Source organism: Streptomyces sp. NBC_00631 (assembly GCF_045206895.1).
In the GTDB taxonomy this organism is placed as follows: Bacteria; Actinomycetota; Actinomycetes; order Streptomycetales; family Streptomycetaceae; genus Streptomyces.
Genome location: NZ_CP107734.1, coordinates 2,137,856 through 2,157,944, shown reverse-complemented (window position 1 = coordinate 2,157,944; position 20,089 = coordinate 2,137,856). Strand labels below are relative to the sequence as shown.

Here is a 20,089-nt window from a genome sequence, read left to right as displayed (position 1 = left end):
GTGGGCGCCAGCCTTCTGCCTTGTCCGCGGAGTTTATACGACGCCTGTTCAGGTGGTGTTTCACCAGGCCGTCTCACAGAACAGAACAAGGCGCAATTCAGCCGATGATTCGTGCGGAATCCTCCCGATTTCCTGCCCATCGGAACCCCGCTGACCTCGGATTTCGAGGCTGTCGCGGTCGGCCGGATGCAGTCGGCGTTTTTCACGAGGGCAACGGGGAACCCGAAGTTGCGTGCTGCGCCATGCCTCGTGAATGTGCCGCGGGACACATTCCAACAGAGTAGCGGGTACCGGTGGTGCGCGCGACGTTATCGATCGCGTCCGCTGGGCATCATCCCACCTGGACTCGGGACACCGGCGGCCGGAAGCCCGGCCCGCCCATTCGAGGAGGGACGCTTCGATGGGGGAGAAGGTCGTGGCGGGCCGGTTCGACCTGTCCGATCGCCGGCGCTACCGCGAAAAGCTCCGTGACTGTCTGACGGGGCTGGAGCGGCTGCTGGTGGAGAAGCGGTTCGACCGCCCGAAGAACCTCATGGGTGTCGAGATCGAATTGAATCTGGCCGGCGCCGACGGCATGCCGAGAATGCTGAACGGACAGGTTCTGGAACGTATCGCGAGTCGCGATTTCCAAACAGAACTCGCCATGTTCAATCTGGAAGTGAACATAGCTCCACACCGGCTCGAAGGCCGGGTTTTCGACCGGCTCGCCGAGGAACTGCGTACCTCGCTGTCGTACGCCGACCGCAAGGCGGGCGAGGTGGACGCCGGGATCGTGATGACCGGCATCCTGCCCACCCTGGAGCGCGACGACCTGGTCTCCGCGAACCTCTCCGAGGTGGACCGGTACACCCTGCTCAACGACCAGATCGTGGCCGCCCGGGGCGAGGACTTCCTGCTCGACATCGAGGGCGTCGAGCACCTCGTGTGCACGTCGAAGTCGATCGTCCCGGAGGCCGCCTGCACGTCCGTGCAGCTGCACCTGCAGGTCACCCCGGCCCGCTTCGCCGATGTGTGGAACGCGGCGCAGGCGGCGGTCGCCGCGCAGATCGCCGTAGGCGCGAACTCCCCGTTCCTCTTCGGCCGTGAACTGTGGCGGGAGTCCCGCCCCCCGCTGTTCCTCCAGGCCACCGACACCCGGCCGCCGGAGCTGCAGGCCCAGGGCGTCCGGCCGCGCACCTGGTTCGGCGAACGCTGGATCACCTCGGCGTACGAGCTGTTCGAGGAGAACCTGCGCTTCTTCCCTGCCCTCCTGCCGATCTCCGACGAGGAGGACCCGCTGGCCGTCCTCGACGCGGGCGGCGTGCCGAAGCTCGCGGAGCTCGTCCTGCACAACGGCACGGTGTACCGCTGGAACCGGCCGGTCTACGGCATCGCCGACGGTGTCCCGCACCTGCGCGTCGAGAACCGCGTACTGCCGGCCGGGCCCACCGTCACCGACGTCGTCGCCAACGCGGCGTTCTACTACGGCCTGGTCCGGGCCCTGGCGGAGGAGTCCCGCCCGGTGTGGACACGGCTGCCGTTCGCGGCGGCCGAGGCGAACTTCGACGCGGCGTGCCGGCACGGCATCGACGCGCGTCTGATCTGGCCGCGGCGGGCGCGGTACGGCGGCGGCACGGCGGAAGTGGACGCGGTGACCCTCGTCCGCGACGAGCTGCTGCCGCTGGCTCGGGCCGGACTGGACGGGTGGGGCGTGGACCCCGCCGACCGGGACTTCTATCTCGGCGTGATCGAGGAGCGCTGCCGCCGGCGGGTCAACGGGGCGTCCTGGCAGGCGGCGACGTTCCACCGGGCGCGGGAGCAGGGGCTGCCGAGGGATGCGGCGCTGGCGGCGATGACGCGGAGGTATGCGGAGCTGATGAACGAGGGCGACCCGGTGCACACGTGGCCGGTGGGGTTATTGGAGCCGGTGCCGATGGGATGAGCCGTGGCCGGGGGTGCGATGGGTCGCCGGGCGCGGCCCCGTCGTGCGTTTCGCGCAGTTCCCCGCGCCCCCTTGCCGGGGGCTGGGCCGACGTCGTTGGCCGCGGGTCCGGTGTGGCTGGTCGCGCAGTTCCCCGCGCCCCTGACCGGGGCGCTGTCGCTCGGGCTCAGCCGGTTGCTCCCGCTGCCACGATCGCCTGGAGGATGACCGTCTGGATCTGGGAGGGGTCGTCGACCTGGTGGCCGGAGCCCCCGGTGGCCCCGGCCATCTGCTGGGCCTCCTGCCTGGAGGCTTCGGGGCCCACGGCGATCACGATGAGGGGGACCGGCTTCGCCGGGTCGGCGAGCTTGCGCAGCTCGTTGATCAGGGCGGTGCGGGAGATGCTGCCCGGGTCCTGGTTCACGCCGTCCGTCAGGAGGACGAGGGCGTTGAACTTGCCCTTGGCGTAGGTGGACGTGGCCTCCTTGTACGCGGCGAGGGTGGTGTCGTAGAGGCCTGTCGCGCCGTTCGGGACCGGGTGGAGGTTGTCGAACGCCGAGGAGAGGAGGTCGCGTTGGGTGGTGCTGCCCCTGCGGTCGCCGAGGCGCTCGGTGGGGACGAGGACGCGGTAGTCCTTGTCGCCGTCCAGCTTGGTGGAGAACTCCCAGAGGCCGATCTCGTCCTCGGACGTGAAGGTGGCGAGTGCCCGCTGGAGGGACGCCTTCGTGACGTCCATGCGGGAGCGGCCGGTGCCGGCGACCGGCTCGTCCATGGATGCCGACGCGTCGACCACCGTCGTGATCCGGGCGTTCTGCACGGTGATCGTCCAGGTGCCGAGGGCGTCCCGCACGGCGGACTCCGAGGCCGGTCCCACGGCGGGCTCGGAGTACGGCTGCGGGCTGCTGCCGCCGGCCGTGTCGACCAGCGTGCTGGACGCACTCCCGCCGTCCGTGCGGAAGCCGTGCCTCGCCAGCAGTTCCTCCTGGTCCGGCTGTTGCACGTAGGTCATGAAGCGGAGCGCGGCCCGGCTCTCGTCGGTGCTCAGCTCCGGCTCGTCGACGAGGGCGTAGGGGTAGTCGAGCGCCGGTGAGCCGTCCTTCGGGTAGAAGAGGTCGAGACGGCGGGCGGAGTCGGTCTCGGCGTTGTGGGCGAAGGCGGCCTGCTCGGTGAGGACGAGCGCCTGGTTGCGGTCGGGGTCGGCCTGTTCCGTGCCCGAGGAGTCGCGTGGCAGGGTGCCGACGACCTGGGCGTCCGTGTCGGAGACGCGCCGCGAGAGCGTCTTCATCATGGCGGCGGCCTGGGTGGCCCCGCCCTTCACCTTCGCCGCGGCCGTACTGAGCTGGGTGAGCGCGAGCAGCCCCGCCGCGCTGTGCGTGGGATCGGCCGCGCCGAGCTTCAGCGAGTCGCTCCGCATCGCCGCCCCGACCAGCTGCAGCCAGCTGTAGGTCCGGTCCGGCCACCCCAGCGACCTCGCCGCCGCCGGCACCATCGCCACCGCGACCGGCGTCGCGGCCACGTTGCCGACCGAGGTCACCTGCGTCGCCCCACCGTCCGCCGCGACCCGGTCCAGCCACAGCGAGGAGTCCGGAACCCACACCTGCGCCTCCGGCTTCCGGCCCGCCCGGAGCGTGTCGGTGACCTTGTACGACTCCTGGGCGCTGACCGTGACCGCGATGCAGCGCCCGTCGGAGGTGACGTCCTGCCGACGGGCCCGCTCGGCTGCCGCCGCCAGTGTGGGGGCGAGGTCGGGGGAGGCCGCGACGGTCACCCGTACGGGATCGTCGTGGCAGGATGCGCCGAACGAGATCAGCCCGCTCTGCACGGCCGCCGCCGTACCCCCGGCGACGGTCAGGACCAGGGCGGTCGCCATGGCCACCGTGCGTCGGCGGACACGGGGACGGGGGTCGGCCGCGCCCGCCCGGTGTTGATCGGGCAAGCTGTGACGTCCCATGACGGTGGTGCCCTCCCTGTCCCCCCGACAGCCCGGCGCGCACGGTCTTCGTAACTGCTTTCGAGACAGTAGCGGGGCGAGGACGGGCATGGGACGGGATTGCTCAACTGGAGGCAGGAGTGCAGGTGGAGGCGGACCAGGTGGCCGATACGTACCCACTGGAGCGGCCCTCGCAGCGCATGTTCAGGGACGAGACGCTGCTCGTTCTGGGGCTTTCGCTCGGTGCGAGCGGAGTGTCCGCACTGATCAGCTTTGTCGGATCGGTCACCAAACCGGGTGGCCTCAAGGACCAGGCGGCGACCCTCAACGCGTCGGCCGCGCCGGGCCGCCCCTGGCTGGATCTCGCCTGGCAGCTCTTCGGTATCGCGACGGCGCTCGTCCCCGTCGCCCTCGTCGCCCACCTGCTTCTCCGTGAGGGTTCGAGCCTGCGCACGCTCGGCTTCGACCGCACCCGCCCCTGGCCCGACCTCGGGCGCGGCGCCGGCGTAGCGGCGGTGATCGGCAGCACCGGAATCGCCTTCTACCTGGCCGCGCGCGGCCTCGGCTTCAACCTCACGGTGGTACCCGAGGCACTGCCCGGCGTGTGGTGGAAGTATCCCGTGCTGATCCTCTCCGCGATGCAGAACGCGATCCTCGAAGAGGTCATCGTCGTCGGCTATCTGCTGCGCCGGCTGGACCAGTTGGGCTGGAGCGCGGGGACCGCCCTGGTGGCCAGTTCCGTACTGCGCGGTTCGTACCACCTCTACCAGGGGATCGGCGGCTTCGTCGGCAACATGGTGATGGGCGTCGTCTTCGTCTACCTGTACCGGCGGTGGGGCCGGGTCGGTCCCCTGGTGGTGGCGCATTCCCTGCTCGACATCGGCGCGTTCGTGGGCTACGCGCTGCTGGCCGGCAAGGTGGGCTGGCTGCCTACGGCGTGAGCAGCTCGCCGTCGATGACGGTGACCGCGCGTCCGCTCAGCAGGGTGCGGCCACCGCGCAGCGAGGTGCGCACGAGTCCGCCGCGCCGGGACGCCTGGAACCCCCTCAGGTCGGCGGTGCCGAGCCGGCCGGACCAGTGCGGTGCCAGAGCGGTGTGCGCACTCCCGGTGACCGGGTCCTCGTCGATCCCGACGTTCGGGAAGAAACACCGGGACACGTAGTCGTACCCGCGCTCCGGGTCGTCGGCGCGGGCCGTCGCGATGATCCCGCGCGCGGAGTAGGCGCCGAGGGCCCTGTGATCGGGCGACAGTCCCAGCACGGTCTTCTCGTCCGCGAGCTCCAGCAGCAGATCGCCGACGTTCGCCCCGGTGTCGAAGGCGGCGACGGGCTCGGCCCCGAGTGCCTCCGCCACCCCCTCGGGCGCCTCCACCCGGGTCAGCGGTGCGGTGGGGAAGTCGAGGGTGACCGTCCCGTCCGGGCCCGGTGAAGCGACCAGCACCCCGCTGCGGGTCGCGAACCGCACGGGCCCCGTGTGCGCCCCCGTGGTGCTCATCACATGGGCGGTGGCCAGCGTGGCATGCCCACACATCGCCACCTCCGTCACCGGCGTGAACCACCGCAACGCCCAGTCCGCCTCCCCGCCCTCGGGCAGAGGGTGCGCGAACGCGGTCTCGGCGTGGTTCACCTCCATGGCGACGTTCTGCATCCACCCGTCATCGGGAAAGCCGTCCAGCAACACGACCCCGGCCGGATTCCCGGCAAAGGCCCGCTCGGCAAAGGCATCGACGATTCGAATCCGCATGCCCCAGACGCTAGACCGCGGCCGCACCACCCGCCCAAGGCCAATCCCGCACGACTGGCCTCGTTCCCACATCTGGACGCGACACCGCCGCAACCGCACCGGGGCCGTTGCGGCGACCAGCGGAAAGGGCCGTGAGTTCCTGGCGGCAGTCGGGAGAGAGGACGCAGAGGGTTCGGAGCGCGAGGACGCCCGAGGGACGGGGGACTGGCGATGCCCCCGCTCGGGGCGGGCGGCTGTGTCGGTGTGCGGCTTCGCCGCGGCGACGGGATGGGGGAGTGGGGCGTCAGCGCCCCCTAAGGGGCGCGGGGAACTGCGCGACTGGCCACGACGGTGCCGCACGGATCCTGGGATCGCGAGCCGCGAGGGCGCGCCCGTCCGGGGCGGGCGGCTGTGTCGGTGTACGGCTTCGCCGCGCCGGCGGGATGGGGGAGTGGGGCGTCAGCGCCCCCGAAGGGGCGAGGGGAACTGCGCGACTGGCCACGACGGTGCCGCACGGATCCTGGGATCGCGAGCCGCGAGGGCGCGCCCGTCAGGGGCGAGGGGAACTGCGCGGCGAGCCACGATGGTGCTGCACTCACCATCCGACTGCAAGCGTCCCGGGGTGGGCAGGTCCGTGACCGCCGTGGCAAAAGGGCCGACCCCGCAGGCGGGTCGGCCCTCCTGAGCGGCACGCTCAGTCCGTGCCCAGTTCCATCGCGGCCCGGTCGAGAAGCTCGTCGGCGTCCGGCGCGGCCTCGCCGCGGGAGGCGATGGCCTCGGCGCCGCCCTTGGGCAGGGAGCCGATGAGGCCCGTCGCGGCCGCCTGCGCCGCACCGATCGCCGGGTTCGCGGCGCCGATGAGACCGAGCCCCGCGTACTGCTCCAGCTTCGCGCGGGAGTCGGCGATGTCGAGGTTGCGCATGGTGAGCTGGCCGATCCGGTCGACCGGACCGAACGCGGCGTCCTCGGTGCGCTCCATCGACAGCTTGTCGGGGTGGTAGCTGAAGGCGGGGCCCGTCGTGTCGAGGATGGAGTAGTCCTCGCCGCGCCGCAGGCGGAGGGTCACCTCGCCGGTGACCGCCGCGCCGACCCACCGCTGCAGCGACTCGCGGATCATCAGCGCCTGCGGGTCCAGCCACCGGCCCTCGTACATGAGCCGACCGAGCCGGCGCCCCTCGTTGTGGTACTGCGCGACCGTGTCCTCGTTGTGGATCGCGTTGACCAGCCGCTCGTAGGCCGCGTGCAGCAGCGCCATGCCCGGCGCCTCGTAGATCCCGCGGCTCTTGGCCTCGATGATCCGGTTCTCGATCTGGTCGGACATGCCGAGCCCGTGCCGGCCGCCGATCGCGTTGGCCTCCATGACCAGCTCGACGGCGGTCTCGAAGTCCTTGCCGTTGATGGTGACCGGCCGGCCCTGGTCGAAACCGATCGTCACGTCCTCGGGCAGGATCTCGACCTCGGGGTCCCAGAACCGTACGCCCATGATCGGCTCGACGGTCTCGATGCCGTTGTCGAGGTGCTCCAGGGTCTTCGCCTCGTGCGTGGCGCCCCAGATGTTGGCGTCGGTGGAGTACGCCTTCTCGGTGCTGTCCCGGTAGGGGAGCCCGTGGACGACCAGCCACTCGGACATCTCCTTGCGGCCACCGAGCTCGGTCACGAAGTCCGCGTCCAGCCACGGCTTGTAGATCCGAAGGTGCGGGTTGGCGAGCAGCCCGTACCGGTAGAACCGCTCGATGTCGTTGCCCTTGAAGGTCGACCCGTCGCCCCAGATCTGGACGTCGTCCTCCAGCATGGCCCGCACCAGCAGCGTGCCGGTGACGGCACGGCCCAGCGGGGTGGTGTTGAAGTACGCCCGCCCGCCCGAGCGGATGTGGAACGCGCCGCAGGTCAGCGCGGCCAGGCCCTCCTCGACCAGCGCGGCCTTGCAGTCGACGAGGCGCGCGATCTCGGCACCGTAGGTCTGCGCACGGCCGGGCACCGAGGCGATGTCGGGCTCGTCGTACTGGCCGATGTCGGCGGTGTAGGTGCACGGGACGGCGCCCTTGTCGCGCATCCACGCGACCGCGACCGAGGTGTCGAGCCCGCCGGAGAAGGCGATGCCGACGCGCTCGCCGGCGGGAAGGGAGGTGAGGACCTTGGACATAGGAAGATTATGCATGAGACCGCATGGTCATGCAATGCCCCTGCTGGCGGGCGTTCGGGGCTTGTCATTCGAATGCTTCCGATATATCGTTGAGCCATCGCGAACGGTACGCGACAGATCAATGATGGATGGAGTGATTGCCATGCGTTCCCATGGATTCGAGCGTGGACATGGACAGGACCGCCCGCACGGCCGGGGCGGCTTCGGTGGGCGTGACGGGCGCCGTGCGGCGTTCGGGCCCTTCGGTCCGGGCGGCCCCAGCTTCGGCCCCGGTGGGCCCGGTTTCGGACCGGGGCCCTGGGGGCCGCGAGGGCGCGGTGGTCCCAGGGGGAGGGCGCGGCGCGGTGACGTACGGGCCTCGATCCTGGCCCTGCTGAAGGACCGGCCGATGCACGGTTACGAGATGATCCAGGAGATCGCCGAGCGCAGCGGCGGTGCGTGGAAGCCGAGCCCCGGCTCGGTCTACCCCACCCTCCAGCTGCTGGAGGACGAGGGCCTGATCGCCAGCGCGAGCGAGGGCGGCAAGAAGCTGTTCTCCCTCACCGACAGCGGCCGCGCGGCCGCCGACGCGGGGCCGGACGCCCCCTGGGAAGAGGCTTCCCGCGGGGTCGACTTCGAGGCCCTGGGCGAGATCCGCCAGGCCGGCTTCGGCCTGATGGAGGCCTTCGGGCAGGTCTGGAAGACCGGCAGCAAGGAGCAGCGCGACAAGGCGCTGGCCGTCATCAACGAGACCCGCAAGAAGCTGTACCTCATCCTCGCCGACGAGGACTGACCCTTGTCGGGTGCGAGGTGCGCCACCGGGCGCCCCGCGGAACTGTCCGCGGGGCGCCTGCGTGTCCGCGGCGCGGGGCGGCTCAGGCCACCAGTCCGCCCAGCTTGCGCAGCGACTCGTTCAGGGCCGCCGTCGCCGAGTCCTTGAGCTTGCCCGCCATCAGCGACACGGCCGCGCCCGTGAACTCCCCGTCGATCCGCACCCCGGTCGCGTCCCCGTCCGGGGTCAGCGTGTACCGCGTGGCGACGGTCACGGCCATCGGGCCCTTGCCGCGGATCGCCAGCACCCGCGCCGGCTCCAGCTCCTCGATGGTCCACTCGACCTCCGCAGGGAAGCCCATCAGCTTCATGTTCTCCTGGAAGGTGCCGCCCACCGCCAGGGTCTCGGGGCCGCCCTTGGGAAAGTTGGTGTGGGTCGCGTTCCACTCGCCGTACGCCGACCAGTCGGTGAGCTGTGCCCACACCTTCTCGGCCGGTGCCTGGATGCGTGCCTCCGCGCTGACTTCGGCCATCGGGCCACCCCTTCGTGTCTGGCTACGGTGTCGCGGAACGTAGCCGCAGGGCCTCGAACATTCAATACTGATGAACCGTCAGGAAATGTGCGGACCCACCCGCTGTACCAGTGCCGCGCCGAACAGGTCCCACGCGCGCGGGAACGCGCTCTCGTCGTGGCAGTGCCAGGCGCCCCGGAACAGGTCCGCGAGCAGTGCGTCCGGCGGGGCGTACGCCCGGTGCGCGTACTGCCTGCCGTCGGCCGCGGGCAGGGCGACCAGCCGGCAACAGCACCCGCTCTCCACGTCAGGGGGGAGACGTACGGCCGGTGCGCGACGGTTGCCTGAGGGGCGCCCGGCAAGACGACGCGCGCCCCGGTGGCCGGAATCGGTCTGATCTCATCCGTAAGGAGGAGATTCCGGCCATCGGTGTCCACTCTGCGTGGGACGCGAAAATGCTTCCCCCCGCCGATGACTCCGGCCCCCGGGATTGATGAGGTAGGGGAGTGCAACCCCGTATCCCCCGCCAGCCCGCCCAGGACCAGGGCAGTATCCACGCGGACGACGATGCCGGGCTCGGTGCGGAGCTGGCAGCGGTGGTCGCCGGTGCCCGCCGCCGGGCCGTACGGGACGGGGACCGCCAGGTCGACACCGCCCATCTGCTGCACTCGCTGATCGAGTACGACCCCGAGGTGCGCGCCGCCATCGGTGACGCGCCGCAACTCGCGCGCCTGCTCGGCTACCTCGTGCAGCGCAGTATCGGCTACGGCCTGCGCTGGCAGGGCGGGGTCGAGGACTCCGGCGCGCTGCCGGCCCTCCCGCACGCCGAGGGCAGGGGCGACGGCGCCCGGTCGCCGGTGGCCGCGGCCGCCCTGGAGTACGCGCGCGTCCGCGCCCGGCACCGTGGCGCCGCCCGCTCCGACGGCATCGACCTGCTCGCCGGCCTGGTCCTCGATCCCGAGTCCCGGGCCGTGGAGGTGCTGGAGCGCGCGGGCGTGGCCGCCCGTGAGCTGGCCGTGCGGATAGACGGGGACGGAGCGGTCGGGGCCCTGGGGGCGGTCCCGGACACCGAGGCCGAGGGTCGCACGTCCAGCCGTTGAGACAGGAGTCATGGAGGGTGACGCTCATGTCGCCCGCTGGCATCATGTCCCGGTGCACACCACGGACAACAGCCATGGAAAGGGCCTCGGGCTCTCCCTCGCCCTCGGGTCGGCGCTCGCCTTCGGCGGCTCCGGCGTCGCCGCCAAGCCCCTGATCGAGGCCGGGCTCGCGCCGCTGGACGTGGTGTGGCTGCGGGTGACGGGCGCCGCCCTGGTGATGCTCCCGCTCGCCGTCCGCCACCGCGACCTGCCGCGCCGCCGGCCGGCGCTGCTCGCCGGGTTCGGCCTGCTGGCCGTGGCTGGCGTCCAGGCCTGCTACTTCGTTGCGATATCCCGGATACCGGTGGGCGTCGCGCTGCTCGTGGAGTACCTCGCTCCGGCGCTGGTGCTCGGCTGGGTCCGGTTCGTGCAGCGGCGGCCGGTCACCCGCGCCGCCGCGCTCGGTGTCGTCCTGGCGGCAGGCGGCCTCGCCTGCGTGGTGGAGGTCTGGTCGGGGCTGCGGTTCGACGCGCTGGGGCTGGTGCTGGCGCTCGGGGCGGCGTGCTGCCAGGTGGGGTACTTCGTGCTCGCCGACCACGGCGGGGCCGAGGGGGCGGACCCGCTGGGGGTGATCGCGTACGGGCTGCTGGTCGGGGCCGGCCTGCTCACCGTGGTGGCCCGGCCGTGGGAGCTGGACTGGTCGGTGCTGGGCGGCTCCGCGCGGATGGACGGGGCCGCGGTGCCGGCGGCTGCGTTGCTGGCCTGGATCGTGCTGGTGGCGACCGTCGTCGCCTACATCACCGGGGTGCTGTCGGTACGGCGGCTGTCTCCGCAGGTGGCGGGGGTCGTGGCCTGCCTTGAAGCGGTAGTGGCGACGGTGCTGGCCTGGGTGCTGCTGGGGGAACATCTGTCGGCGCCGCAGGTGGTGGGCGGGGCGGTGGTGCTCGCCGGGGCGTTCATCGCGCAGTCGTCTGCGCCCGCCAAGGGCTCGGCTGAGCCCTTGGCACGTCATGAGGGTGTGGTACGGGAGCCGGCTGTCTGAGCGTTGCCGGCTGCCGGTTCGCTGCGGCTGGTCGCGCCCAGGCGGCGGAGCCGCACCTCAGATACAGCCCCGCGCCCCTTTCGGGGCGCTTCCCTTGCCGGAACGCCGAATCAGACGCTCTTCAGGTACGGCGGCACCGTGACGTCCGCCGCCAGGTCCCCGTTCGCGATCGGCGCGTCGTACCCCTTGCGCAACGGCAGCACGCCCGCCCAGTGCGGGAGGTCCAGGTCCTCCGGCTCGTCGTTCGCGCCGCCCGCGCGGGTCTTGGCGGAGACCTCGTTCAGGTCGAGGCGGATCACCGCGGTCGCGGCCAGCTCCTTCTTGTTGGCGGGGCGGGAGTCGGCGGCCCGGCCCGGCACCACGTGGTCGACCAGCGCGTCCAGCGCGCGGTACTTCTCCTCGGGGTCGGTGACCTGGTGGGCGATGCCGTGCACCACCACGGAGCGGTAGTTGACCGAGTGGTGGAAGGCCGAGCGGGCCAGCACGAGGCCGTCGACATGGGTGACCGTCACGCACACCGCGAGTCCGGGGTCGGCCTGGCCGGTCATCCGCAGCGGACGCGAGCCCGTCGAGCCGTGCAGGTACAGGACCTCGCCGACCCGGCCGTACAGCGTCGGCAGCACCACCGGCGCACCGTCGCGCACGAAGCCGAGGTGGCACAGGTAGCCCTCGTCGAGGATGGCGTGCACCAGTTCCCTGTCGTACGACGCCCGCTCGGCGGAGCGGGTGGGAACGGTGCGGTCGGTCTTCGCATAGGCCGCGGACTGGGCGGGCTGGGCCGGCACGGTCCCCTGCACGGCTGTCTCCATTGCGTTCCTCCATTGCACTAGTGCATAATCTGCTTTGTGCTAGGAGAATATCGGATCGAAGGGCGCGGCGCAGCGGAGATTGCGGCCAGCGTCGAGCGCGCGGTGGGTTCCGGAGGGCTGGAGCCGGGGCAACTGCTGCCCCCGATGCGGGAGTTGGCGAGCAGACTCGGGGTGAATCCCAACACGGTCGCGGCCGCGTACCGCACCCTGCGCGAGCGCGGGGTCATCGAGACCGCCGGCCGGCGGGGCAGCCGAGTCCGGCCGAAGCCGGCCACCACCGGGCGGGACCAGCTCCCCGACGTCCCGGCCGGGGTGCGCGACCTGTCCTCCGGCAACCCCGACCCCGCGCTGCTCCCCGCCCTGGCGCCGGTACTGGCGGCGGTGGCGGCCGAGTGCGACCGCGCCCCGGTCCTCTACGGCGCCGACCCCGTCGAACCGGACCTGGAGCGGATGGCGCGCGCCGAGCTGGCCGCCGACGGCGTGCCCGACGGGCTGCTCACCGTCACCTCGGGATCCCTGGACGCCGCCGAACGCGTCCTGCTGGCCCACCTCAAGCCCGGCGACGCGGTCGCCGTCGAGGACCCGGGCTGGGGCCGCACCCTCGACCTGATCCCGGCGCTCGGGCTGCGCACCGTCCCGGTGGCCGTCGACGACGAGGGGCCGCGTGCCGACGCCCTGCGCCGGGCGCTGGAGTCCGGAGCGCGCGCCCTGATCGTCACGGCCCGGGCGCACAACCCCACCGGCGCCGCGGTGGGCGCCGCACGCGCGCGTGCCCTGCGGTCCGTCCTGCGCGCTCACCCGCACACCCTGCTGGTCGAGGACGACCACGGCCACGGCATCGTCGACCTCCCCCTGCACCCCCTGGCGGGCGTCACCCGCCACTGGGCCTTCGTCCGCTCGGTGGCCAAGGCCTACGGCCCCGACCTGCGCCTGGCCACCCTGACCGGTGACGAGGTCACGGTCGACCGGGTGCGGGGGCGCCAGCGCCTGGGCCCGGGCTGGGTGAGCCGGCTGCTGCAGCGCACGGTGGTCCGGATGTGGGCCGACGGCGCGGTGAACGGCCCCGAGGTGGCGGCGGCGTACCGGGCCCGCCGTGAACTCCTCGCCGACGCGCTCGCCGGGCACGGCGTCGAGGCTCACGGCCGCAGCGGCATGAACCTGTGGGTCCCGGTTCCGGACGAGACCGGCGCGGTGTCCCGGCTCCTGCACGAGGGGTGGGCGGTGGCCCCGGGGGCGCGCTACCGGTTGTCGACCCCGCCGGGGATCCGCGTCACCGTCTCGACGCTGACCCCCGAGGAGGCCGGTCCGCTGGCGGCGGCGGTGGCGAGAGCGGTGACACCGGCGAAGGGGGGCCGGATCCAGGCTTGAGCGCCCTGCTCGAGGCGCGGCGACGGACCGGCCTTCCTCTGCGGCGCCATCGTGGCTGGTCGCGCAGTTCCCCGCGCCCCTTCAGGGGCGCGGGGAGGCACTCCCCTTGGACCTCATCTGAGTGAGTGCGGCACCCGCGATGACGATCAGGGCGCCCACCGGAGTGCTCCACCGCAGCGACTCGCCCAGCACCGCGACCCCCGCCGCGGCGGCGATGACCGGGATGAAGTACGTGACCATCTGGGCGGTGGTCGGCCCCACCTCCGCCACCAGCCCGTACTGCAGGAGCACCGCCAGCCCTGTCCCCAGCGCGCCCAGCGCGGCGATCGCCAGCAGCGGGACCAGGGCGAAGTGCGCCGGGACGGATGTGAACAACGGTGTCACCACGGCCAGTTGGACCGTCGCCAGCAACAGCTGCGCTCCCGTCATCGCCAGATGCGAGTCACCCGTCCCGGCCAGCGTCCGCCGGACGTAGATCCACCCGATCGGATAGCTCAGCGAAGCCAGCAGTGCCCTCGCGGTCCCCGAGAAGTCCAGGCCGTGGAACCCCTCCCAGGCCCCCAGCACGGTCAGCACACCGATGAACCCCAGGCCGAGTCCGGCGAGCCGAACCCTCGTCGGCCGGTCCTCCGACAGGGCCACCAGCGACAGGACCATCCCCCACAGCGGCGAGGTCGCGTTGCAGATGCCCGCCAGCGTGGACGGAATCGTCTGCTCCGCGTAGGCGAAGAGGGCGAAGGGCAGGGCGTTGAGCAGGAACGCGGCGACCGCCAGATGCCCCCAGGTGCGGGCCCCGCCCGGCAGCCGCTGCCGCTTCACGGTCATCGCCGCCGCCAGGACCGCCGTACCGAACACCAGGCGGCCGAGAGTGACCTGGAACGGTGCGTAGCCCTCCGTCCCCACCTTGATCAGGAGGAAGCTGAAGCCCCAGATCAGCGACAGCGCGCCGAAGCGCACACGCCAGTCGAGGCGGGGGAGGGAAGAGCCGGCGGCAAGCGCCGGCTCGCTGGTCGCGGCGGTGGTCACGGTGGTCATGACGTCCACCTTGCGGGAGCCGATGCCTTAGCACAATCGAGATTTCCCGGCGGGTACCTCTTAGAATCGCTTACATGTTGAATCTGGAGCGCCTGCGCACCCTGGACGCCCTCGCGCGGCACGGCTCGGTCAGTGGCGCCGCCGAGGCCCTGCACGTGACGACGTCGGCGGTGTCCCAGCAGATGGGCAAGCTGGAGCGCGAGGTGGACCAGCAGCTCCTCGCGAAGAACGGCCGGGGCATCCGGCTCACCGACGCCGGGCGGCTGCTCGCCGAGCACGCGGCCCGGATCCTCTCCCAGGTCGAGCTGGCCCAGTCCGACCTGGAGGCGCACCGGGGCCAGGTCGTCGGCGAGCTCCGGCTGTCCGCGTTCCCGACGGCCGCCCGCGGCCTGTTCCCGAACGCACTGGCCGCCCTGCGCGCCCGGCACCCGGCGCTGCGCGTCCGCTCCAGCGAACTGGAACCGGAGAACGGCATCGCAGGCGTCGTCCGCAGCGACCTCGATCTCGCCGTCGTCCTGGACTGGTACAACAAGCCGATGCCCGTACCCGACGGGCTGGTCAAGGCGCCTCTGCTGGACGACCCCGCCGAGGTGGCGCTGCCGGTCGGGCACCGGCTCGCCGACCGCGACGAGGTCGACCTCGGGGAGTTCGCCGAGGACGAGTGGATCACCTGGGGCGAGGGCGAGTTCTGCCACGAATGGCTGATGTTCACGCTGCGCTCGCGTGGCATCGAGCCCATCGTGGGGCACCGCGCGGCCGAGACACACACCCAACTCAACCTGGTCGCCGCCGGGTTGGGGGTCTGCATCGCCCCGCTGCTGGGCCGCCACCCGGTGCCGGAGGGCGTGGTCATGGTGCCGCTGAAGCAGCGGGTGCGCCGCCATGTGTACGTCGTCTGGCGGGCGGACGCCGACCGCCGCCCCTCGATCCGGGCGGCGGTGCAGGCCCTGCGCGGCGCGGCCGCGGAGGTCGCCTGAACCGCCTTACGCCGAGCCGAGCTTGCGGAAGTCCCAGGAGGCGATCTTCGTCGGGGTGAGCCGCGCCCAGGCGTGCCGGCCGTCGTGCGGCATCTCGTCCAGACCGAAGTTCTTGCGGGCGAAAACCGTCTCGATGTAGTCGAGTTCGGCGACCAGTTCACCGGTGCGCGGGACCTCGCCCACGAACTCGACGGTCCCTCTCAGCTCGACGCCGCGCAACTGGTCGTACTCCTCACCGGAGTCGACCACGACCGCCACGCGCGGGTCGCGGCTGAGGTCCTTCCAACGCTGGCTGCGCACCACCGAGTAGAGCCACAGCGACCTGCCGTCCCAGGCGAACCAGAGGGCGCTCACGTGCGGGGCGCCGGACGCCGAGACGGTCGCGACCCGGCAGGTGCGCTGTGTGGTGAGGAACTCGTCCAGCTCGCCGGACGTCATCATGATCTTCCGGCCCCGGCGCTGAGTGTCGGTCATGCGGCCCCCTCTTGTCTTCTTCCGTTCCCGCGCGATGGCGGTTAGTGTCGCCCGCCCCGCACCAAGGCGGAAGGGGGCGTCAATGCCGTCGTCGTACGAACGGCTCGCGGAACTCCTCGACCCCGTGAGCACGGTCCTGCTCACCGTGGAGTGCCAGCAGGGCGTGGTGGGCCCGGACGGCGCGCTGCCCGAACTCGCCCGTGAGGCACGGTCGTCGGGAGCTCTCGACAACATCGCCCGCCTTGTCGCCGCCGCACACGGCACCGGTGTCCAGGTGATCCACGCGGTCGCCGAACGCCGCCCGGACGGCCGGGGCGCGAACCGCAACGCCCGTCTGTTCCGCGCCGCCGAACGGCTGCCCGTCCAGCAGCTCTCCGGCACCACGGCGGTCCGCGTCGCGCCCCCCATCGAGGTCTCGGCGGAGGACCTCGTCGTACGACGGCTGCACGGTCTCTCGCCGATCGAGGGCACCGACGTCGACCCGCTGCTGCGCAACCTCGGCTGCCGCACCCTCGTCGTCACCGGTGTCTCGGCCAACGTGGCCGTCCCGAACGCCGTGTTCGACGCGGTCAACCGGGGCTACACGGTCGTCGTCCCGGCCGACGCCATCGCGGGAGTGCCCTCCGAGTACACCCCCGCGATGGTCCGCAACACCCTCGCGTTGGTCGCCACGGTCGCGACCACGGACGAGGTGCTCAGGTGCCTCGGACGGCCGCGCCGGCGATCCTGAGGATCAGGCCAGCGAGATCTGGTCGCCGGAGACCGTGATGTTGGCCGCCGTCAGACCCGTGGTCGCGGGGCCCTGCTTCACACTGCCGTCCGCTATGGCGAACTTGCTGCCGTGGCAGGGGCAGACGATCTCGCCGTTGGCGATGCTGGTCACCGCGCAGCCGGCGTGCGGGCACTTCGTCGAGAACGCCTTGTACGTGCCCGACGCCGGCTGGGTGACGACCACGGCCTGGTCCTTGTAGATCGTGCCGCCGCCCTCGGGGATGTCCGTGGTCTTGGCGAGCGCGGTGCCGCCGGCCGCCGCGGAGGAGCCGCCGGTCGAGCCGTTGCTGTCCTGGGTGGTGGAGCCGGCGCCCGTGTTGCTGTTCGTGGTGGTCGTGCCCGACGAGTCGTCGGACGATCCGCAGGCGGTCAGCGCGGCGGCGAGCCCCGCCGCTCCGGCCGCCGCCATGATGGCGCGGCGAGCCGGGGTGGCCGAGGGGTTGAGCGGTGCGCTGGTCATGTGAGGGGTTCCCTTCCGCGAAGCTACTCGTTGATCTGTCCAGGGGTACGGTCTTCGGGCACCACCTGTTCAGACGGCATCCAGATAGTGGCCCCCTGGACATGAGGCTTCGGTAAAACGGCGCTGTCGGTTCGCTGTCGACCTGGACGGACCGGGGCGGGCCGGTGGCCGGGCCGTCGCCGGATCCCCAGTAACCTGGGGCGATGCTCAAGGAAGTCACCGCGACGCGCTACATCACGCCCCTGCGTGAGGGCGGCTCGCTGCCGGGGCTCGTCGAGGGTGACGACTTCGGTACGTATGTCCTGAAGTTCACGGGCGCGGGGCAGGGTCGCAAGACGCTGGTCGCCGAGGTCGTCTCCGGCGAGCTCGCCCGCCGGCTCGGGTTCCGGATGCCCCGGCTGGTCACCGTCGAACTGGATCCGGTGCTGGGGCTCGGCGAACCCGAGCAGCAGGTGCAGGACCTGCTGCGGGGCAGCGGCGGCACCAACCTCGGCATGGACTTCCTCTCCGGTGCCCTCGGCTTCGACCCGCTCGCCTTCGCGGTGAGCCCCGAGGAGGCCGGGCGGATCGTCTGGTTCGACGCGCTGGTCAACAACGTCGACCGCTCCTGGCGCAACCCCAACCTGCTGATGCACCGCGGCGACCTGTGGCTCATCGACCACGGCGCCACCATGATCTGGCAGCACAACTGGCCGTCGGCCGAGGCGTCCGCCGCGCGTCCGTACGACGCCTCCGACCACGCGCTCGGCGGGTTCGCCCCCGATGTGCGGGCGGCCGCCGCGGAGTTGGCGCCCCTGGTCACCGAGGACCTGCTCGCCGAGGTCACCGCCGAAATCCCGGACGTGTGGCTCGCCGCCGAGCCGGGCTTCGACACGCCCGACGACCTGCGGCGCACCTACGCGCGGCCGCTGCTCGCCCGGGCCGCCGTCATCCACGAGCGCATCACCGGCATCGAGGGGACCAGGTGAGCGAGACCCACATCAACGTGGCCGGGCACATGACCGAGCGCCACATCACCCGGACCGGTCAGGGTGGTGACCGTGACGTCTTCGAGTACGCCCTGCTGCGCGTCGTACCCCGCGTGGAGCGCGGCGAGTGCATCAACGCCGGTGTGATCGTGTACTGCCGGGCCAAGGCGTACGTCGGTGCCCGCACCCATCTCGACGAGGCGCGGCTGCTGGCCCTGGACCCGGACGCGGACGTGGCCGGGGTGCGGGCCGCGCTCGGGGCGGTGGAGGGGATCTGCGCCGGTGGGGCGGCGGCGGGGCTCGCGGCCGGTGACGACCCGGGGCGGCGCTTCCGCTGGCTGGTCGCGCCCCGCTCCGCCGTCGTACAGCCGGGGCCCGTGCACACCGGGCTCACCCTCGACCCGGCCGCCGAGACGGAGCGGTTGCTGGACCTCCTGGTGAGGTAATGGATCACACCGCGCGGTGTGACGTTGACACCGCGTGCCATGGCTTCTAGCGTCACGTCTGTCGAAGGTACTAAGCGGTCGCTCACTATCCGGCCGGGTTCTCGATCAGGTGTTCTCAAGGGCGAGGAGAAACAGCAATGTCCAGCACTGAGCAGCGGGTAGCCGTCGTCACCGGTGCCGCACGCGGCATCGGCGCCGCCACCGCCGTACGACTGGCCGCCGAGGGCCGCGCGGTCGCCGTGGTCGACCTCGACGAGGCCGCCTGCAAGGACACCGTCGAGAAGATCACCGCGGCCGGCGGCAAGGCGATCGCGGTCGGCGCCGACGTCTCCGACGAGGCCCAGGTCACCGCCGCCATCGCGCGGGTCGTCGAGGAGCTGGGCGCCCCGACCATCCTGGTCAACAACGCCGGCGTGCTCCGCGACAACCTGCTGTTCAAGATGTCCGCGTCCGACTGGGACACGGTCCTCAACGTGCACCTGCGCGGCTCCTTCCTGATGACCAAGGCCGTCCAGCAGCACATGGTCGAGGCGGGCTGGGGCCGGGTCGTCAACCTGTCCTCCTCCTCGGCACTCGGCAACCGCGGCCAGGCCAACTACTCCGCCGCCAAGGCCGGTCTGCAGGGCTTCACCAAGACCCTCGCCATCGAGCTCGGCAAGTTCGGCATCACCGCCAACGCGGTCGCCCCCGGCTTCATCGCCACCGAGATGACCAAGGCCACCGCCGAGCGCGTCAAGATGGGCTTCGAGGAGTTCAAGGCCGCCGCGGCCACCCAGATCCCGGTGCAGCGCGTCGGCGAGCCCGAGGACATCGCCAACGCCATCGCCTTCTTCACGAACGAGGCCGCCGGCTTCGTCTCCGGCCAGGTGCTGTACGTGGCCGGCGGACCGCTCGACTAGAAGATCACTGGGGAACACCGACATGACTGAACTGCCCGAGCTGTCCGGCAAGGTCGCCATCATCACCGGCGCGAGCCGCGGCATCGGATACGGCATCGCCGAGGCGCTGATCGCCCGCGGCGACCGCGTCGCCATCACCGGCCGCAACGAGGACGCCCTCAAGGAGGCCGTGGAGAGCCTCGGCTCCGAGCGTGTCATCGGCATCGCAGGCAAGGCGCACGACCTGGCCCACCAGAGCGAGGTCGTCGAGCGCACCATGGCGGCCTTCGGCCGCGTCGACCACCTGATCAACAACGCCGGTACCAACCCGGTGTTCGGCCCGATCGCCGACGTCGACCTGGACGTCGCCCGCAAGGTGTTCGAGACCAACGTGATCTCGGCCCTCGGCTTCGCCCAGAAGACCTGGCACGCCTGGCAGAAGGAGAACGGCGGCGCCATCGTCAACATCGCCTCCGTCGCCGGGCTGTCGGCCTCGCCGTTCATCGGCGTGTACGGCATCAGCAAAGCCGCGATGATCAACCTGACCCAGCAGCTGGCGCACGAGTTCGCTCCCGGCGTCCGGGTCAACGCGATCGCCCCCGCGGTCGTCAAGACCAAGTTCGCGGAGGCCCTGTACGAGGGCCGGGAGGCGGAGGCCGCCGGGGCCTACCCGCTCAAGCGGCTCGGCGTGCCCTCCGACATCGGCGGCGCCGCCGCGTTCCTCACCTCGGAGCAGTCCGACTGGATCACCGGCCAGACGCTTGTCGTCGACGGCGGCGTCTTCCTGAACGCCGGCATGGCCTGACGGACCGTCCGGGCGTCGTT

Annotated in this window: 21 protein-coding genes; 12 read left to right on the top strand and 9 right to left on the bottom strand. The window is 71.8% G+C overall.

Annotated features, from left to right (window positions below):
• The first annotated feature begins 400 nt into the window (after positions 1-400).
• Positions 401-1,921 (top strand): glutamate--cysteine ligase, encoded by a 1,521-nt coding sequence (locus OHB00_RS09915; RefSeq protein ID WP_406433345.1) that lies wholly within the window; start codon positions 401-403, stop codon positions 1,919-1,921.
• 166 nt (positions 1,922-2,087) lie between these two features.
• Here the strand turns inward: OHB00_RS09915 and OHB00_RS09910 are convergent, their stop codons facing one another.
• Positions 2,088-3,851: a substrate-binding domain-containing protein gene (locus OHB00_RS09910; protein ID WP_406433343.1), complete on the bottom strand. Its 1,764-nt coding sequence runs from the start codon at positions 3,849-3,851 to the stop codon at positions 2,088-2,090.
• A gap of 119 nt (positions 3,852-3,970) precedes the next feature.
• Here OHB00_RS09910 and OHB00_RS09905 point away from each other — a divergent pair, with 119 nt between their 5' ends.
• A complete protein-coding gene (locus OHB00_RS09905) occupies positions 3,971-4,771 on the top strand; it encodes a CPBP family intramembrane glutamic endopeptidase (protein ID WP_406433341.1) in 801 nt (266 codons plus the stop codon).
• On the opposite strand, the gene OHB00_RS09900 is transcribed toward OHB00_RS09905, so the two are convergent.
• Both OHB00_RS09900 and argG read right to left on the bottom strand, forming a co-directional pair.
• Positions 4,761-5,573: a PhzF family phenazine biosynthesis protein gene (locus OHB00_RS09900; RefSeq protein ID WP_406433339.1), complete on the bottom strand. Its 813-nt coding sequence runs from the start codon at positions 5,571-5,573 to the stop codon at positions 4,761-4,763. The genes OHB00_RS09905 and OHB00_RS09900 overlap by 11 nt on opposite strands.
• Before the next feature lie 673 nt (positions 5,574-6,246).
• Positions 6,247-7,695, bottom strand: a complete 1,449-nt coding sequence (argG, locus tag OHB00_RS09895; protein ID WP_406433337.1) for an argininosuccinate synthase — start codon at positions 7,693-7,695, stop codon at positions 6,247-6,249.
• Positions 7,696-7,837: 142 nt separating this feature from the next.
• Here argG and OHB00_RS09890 point away from each other — a divergent pair, with 142 nt between their 5' ends.
• Positions 7,838-8,467 carry a PadR family transcriptional regulator gene (locus OHB00_RS09890; protein ID WP_406433335.1) on the top strand — a complete coding sequence of 210 codons (630 nt, stop codon included), beginning with the start codon at positions 7,838-7,840 and terminating at the stop codon, positions 8,465-8,467.
• An 82-nt stretch (positions 8,468-8,549) separates the two neighbouring features.
• Here OHB00_RS09890 and OHB00_RS09885 read toward each other — a convergent pair whose 3' ends face one another.
• Both OHB00_RS09885 and OHB00_RS09880 read right to left on the bottom strand, forming a co-directional pair.
• Positions 8,550-8,978 (bottom strand): SRPBCC family protein, encoded by a 429-nt coding sequence (locus OHB00_RS09885; RefSeq protein WP_089105600.1) that lies wholly within the window; start codon positions 8,976-8,978, stop codon positions 8,550-8,552.
• 78 nt (positions 8,979-9,056) lie between these two features.
• A complete protein-coding gene (locus OHB00_RS09880; protein WP_406433332.1) occupies positions 9,057-9,263 on the bottom strand; it encodes a hypothetical protein in 207 nt (68 codons plus the stop codon).
• Between the two features lie 200 nt (positions 9,264-9,463).
• Between OHB00_RS09880 and OHB00_RS09875 the strand changes: the two genes are divergently transcribed.
• A complete protein-coding gene (locus OHB00_RS09875) occupies positions 9,464-10,057 on the top strand; it encodes a Clp protease N-terminal domain-containing protein (protein WP_406433330.1) in 594 nt (197 codons plus the stop codon).
• A gap of 10 nt (positions 10,058-10,067) precedes the next feature.
• Positions 10,068-11,078, top strand: coding sequence for an EamA family transporter (locus tag OHB00_RS09870; RefSeq protein WP_406433328.1), 1,011 nt, complete (start codon positions 10,068-10,070; stop codon positions 11,076-11,078).
• Positions 11,079-11,188: 110 nt separating this feature from the next.
• On the opposite strand, the gene OHB00_RS09865 is transcribed toward OHB00_RS09870, so the two are convergent.
• Positions 11,189-11,887 (bottom strand): pyridoxamine 5'-phosphate oxidase family protein, encoded by a 699-nt coding sequence (locus OHB00_RS09865; protein ID WP_406433326.1) that lies wholly within the window; start codon positions 11,885-11,887, stop codon positions 11,189-11,191.
• A gap of 36 nt (positions 11,888-11,923) precedes the next feature.
• Here OHB00_RS09865 and OHB00_RS09860 point away from each other — a divergent pair, with 36 nt between their 5' ends.
• Positions 11,924-13,255 (top strand): aminotransferase class I/II-fold pyridoxal phosphate-dependent enzyme, encoded by a 1,332-nt coding sequence (locus tag OHB00_RS09860; RefSeq protein WP_406433324.1) that lies wholly within the window; start codon positions 11,924-11,926, stop codon positions 13,253-13,255.
• Between the two features lie 81 nt (positions 13,256-13,336).
• Here the strand turns inward: OHB00_RS09860 and OHB00_RS09855 are convergent, their stop codons facing one another.
• Positions 13,337-14,290, bottom strand: a complete 954-nt coding sequence (locus OHB00_RS09855) for a DMT family transporter (RefSeq protein ID WP_406433322.1) — start codon at positions 14,288-14,290, stop codon at positions 13,337-13,339.
• Between the two features lie 74 nt (positions 14,291-14,364).
• On the opposite strand from OHB00_RS09855, the gene OHB00_RS09850 reads away from it, so the two are divergent.
• The gene (locus OHB00_RS09850) at positions 14,365-15,267 is read left to right on the top strand and encodes a LysR family transcriptional regulator (protein ID WP_406433320.1); all 903 of its coding nucleotides are present in this window, start codon (positions 14,365-14,367) and stop codon (positions 15,265-15,267) included.
• 6 nt (positions 15,268-15,273) lie between these two features.
• Here the strand turns inward: OHB00_RS09850 and OHB00_RS09845 are convergent, their stop codons facing one another.
• Positions 15,274-15,741: a pyridoxamine 5'-phosphate oxidase family protein gene (locus tag OHB00_RS09845; protein ID WP_406433318.1), complete on the bottom strand. Its 468-nt coding sequence runs from the start codon at positions 15,739-15,741 to the stop codon at positions 15,274-15,276.
• 82 nt (positions 15,742-15,823) lie between these two features.
• Here OHB00_RS09845 and OHB00_RS09840 point away from each other — a divergent pair, with 82 nt between their 5' ends.
• On the top strand, positions 15,824-16,471 hold the full coding sequence (locus OHB00_RS09840; protein ID WP_406433316.1) for a cysteine hydrolase: 648 nt from the start codon (positions 15,824-15,826) through the stop codon (positions 16,469-16,471).
• 3 nt (positions 16,472-16,474) lie between these two features.
• On the opposite strand, the gene OHB00_RS09835 is transcribed toward OHB00_RS09840, so the two are convergent.
• On the bottom strand, positions 16,475-16,972 hold the full coding sequence (locus tag OHB00_RS09835; protein ID WP_406433314.1) for a Rieske (2Fe-2S) protein: 498 nt from the start codon (positions 16,970-16,972) through the stop codon (positions 16,475-16,477).
• A 203-nt stretch (positions 16,973-17,175) separates the two neighbouring features.
• Here OHB00_RS09835 and OHB00_RS09830 point away from each other — a divergent pair, with 203 nt between their 5' ends.
• The 4 genes from OHB00_RS09830 (at position 17,176) to OHB00_RS09815 (ending at position 20,069) form a co-directional block, all read left to right on the top strand.
• The gene (locus OHB00_RS09830; RefSeq protein ID WP_406433312.1) at positions 17,176-17,940 is read left to right on the top strand and encodes a HipA family kinase; all 765 of its coding nucleotides are present in this window, start codon (positions 17,176-17,178) and stop codon (positions 17,938-17,940) included.
• 29 nt (positions 17,941-17,969) lie between these two features.
• Complete coding sequence (locus OHB00_RS09825; RefSeq protein ID WP_406445703.1) at positions 17,970-18,386, top strand: DUF3037 domain-containing protein; 417 nt, start codon at positions 17,970-17,972, stop codon at positions 18,384-18,386.
• Between the two features lie 137 nt (positions 18,387-18,523).
• Complete coding sequence (gene fabG, locus OHB00_RS09820) at positions 18,524-19,285, top strand: 3-oxoacyl-ACP reductase FabG (protein WP_406433310.1); 762 nt, start codon at positions 18,524-18,526, stop codon at positions 19,283-19,285.
• Positions 19,286-19,307: 22 nt separating this feature from the next.
• Positions 19,308-20,069 carry an SDR family oxidoreductase gene (locus tag OHB00_RS09815; RefSeq protein WP_406433308.1) on the top strand — a complete coding sequence of 254 codons (762 nt, stop codon included), beginning with the start codon at positions 19,308-19,310 and terminating at the stop codon, positions 20,067-20,069.
• Positions 20,070-20,089: the final 20 nt, after the last annotated feature.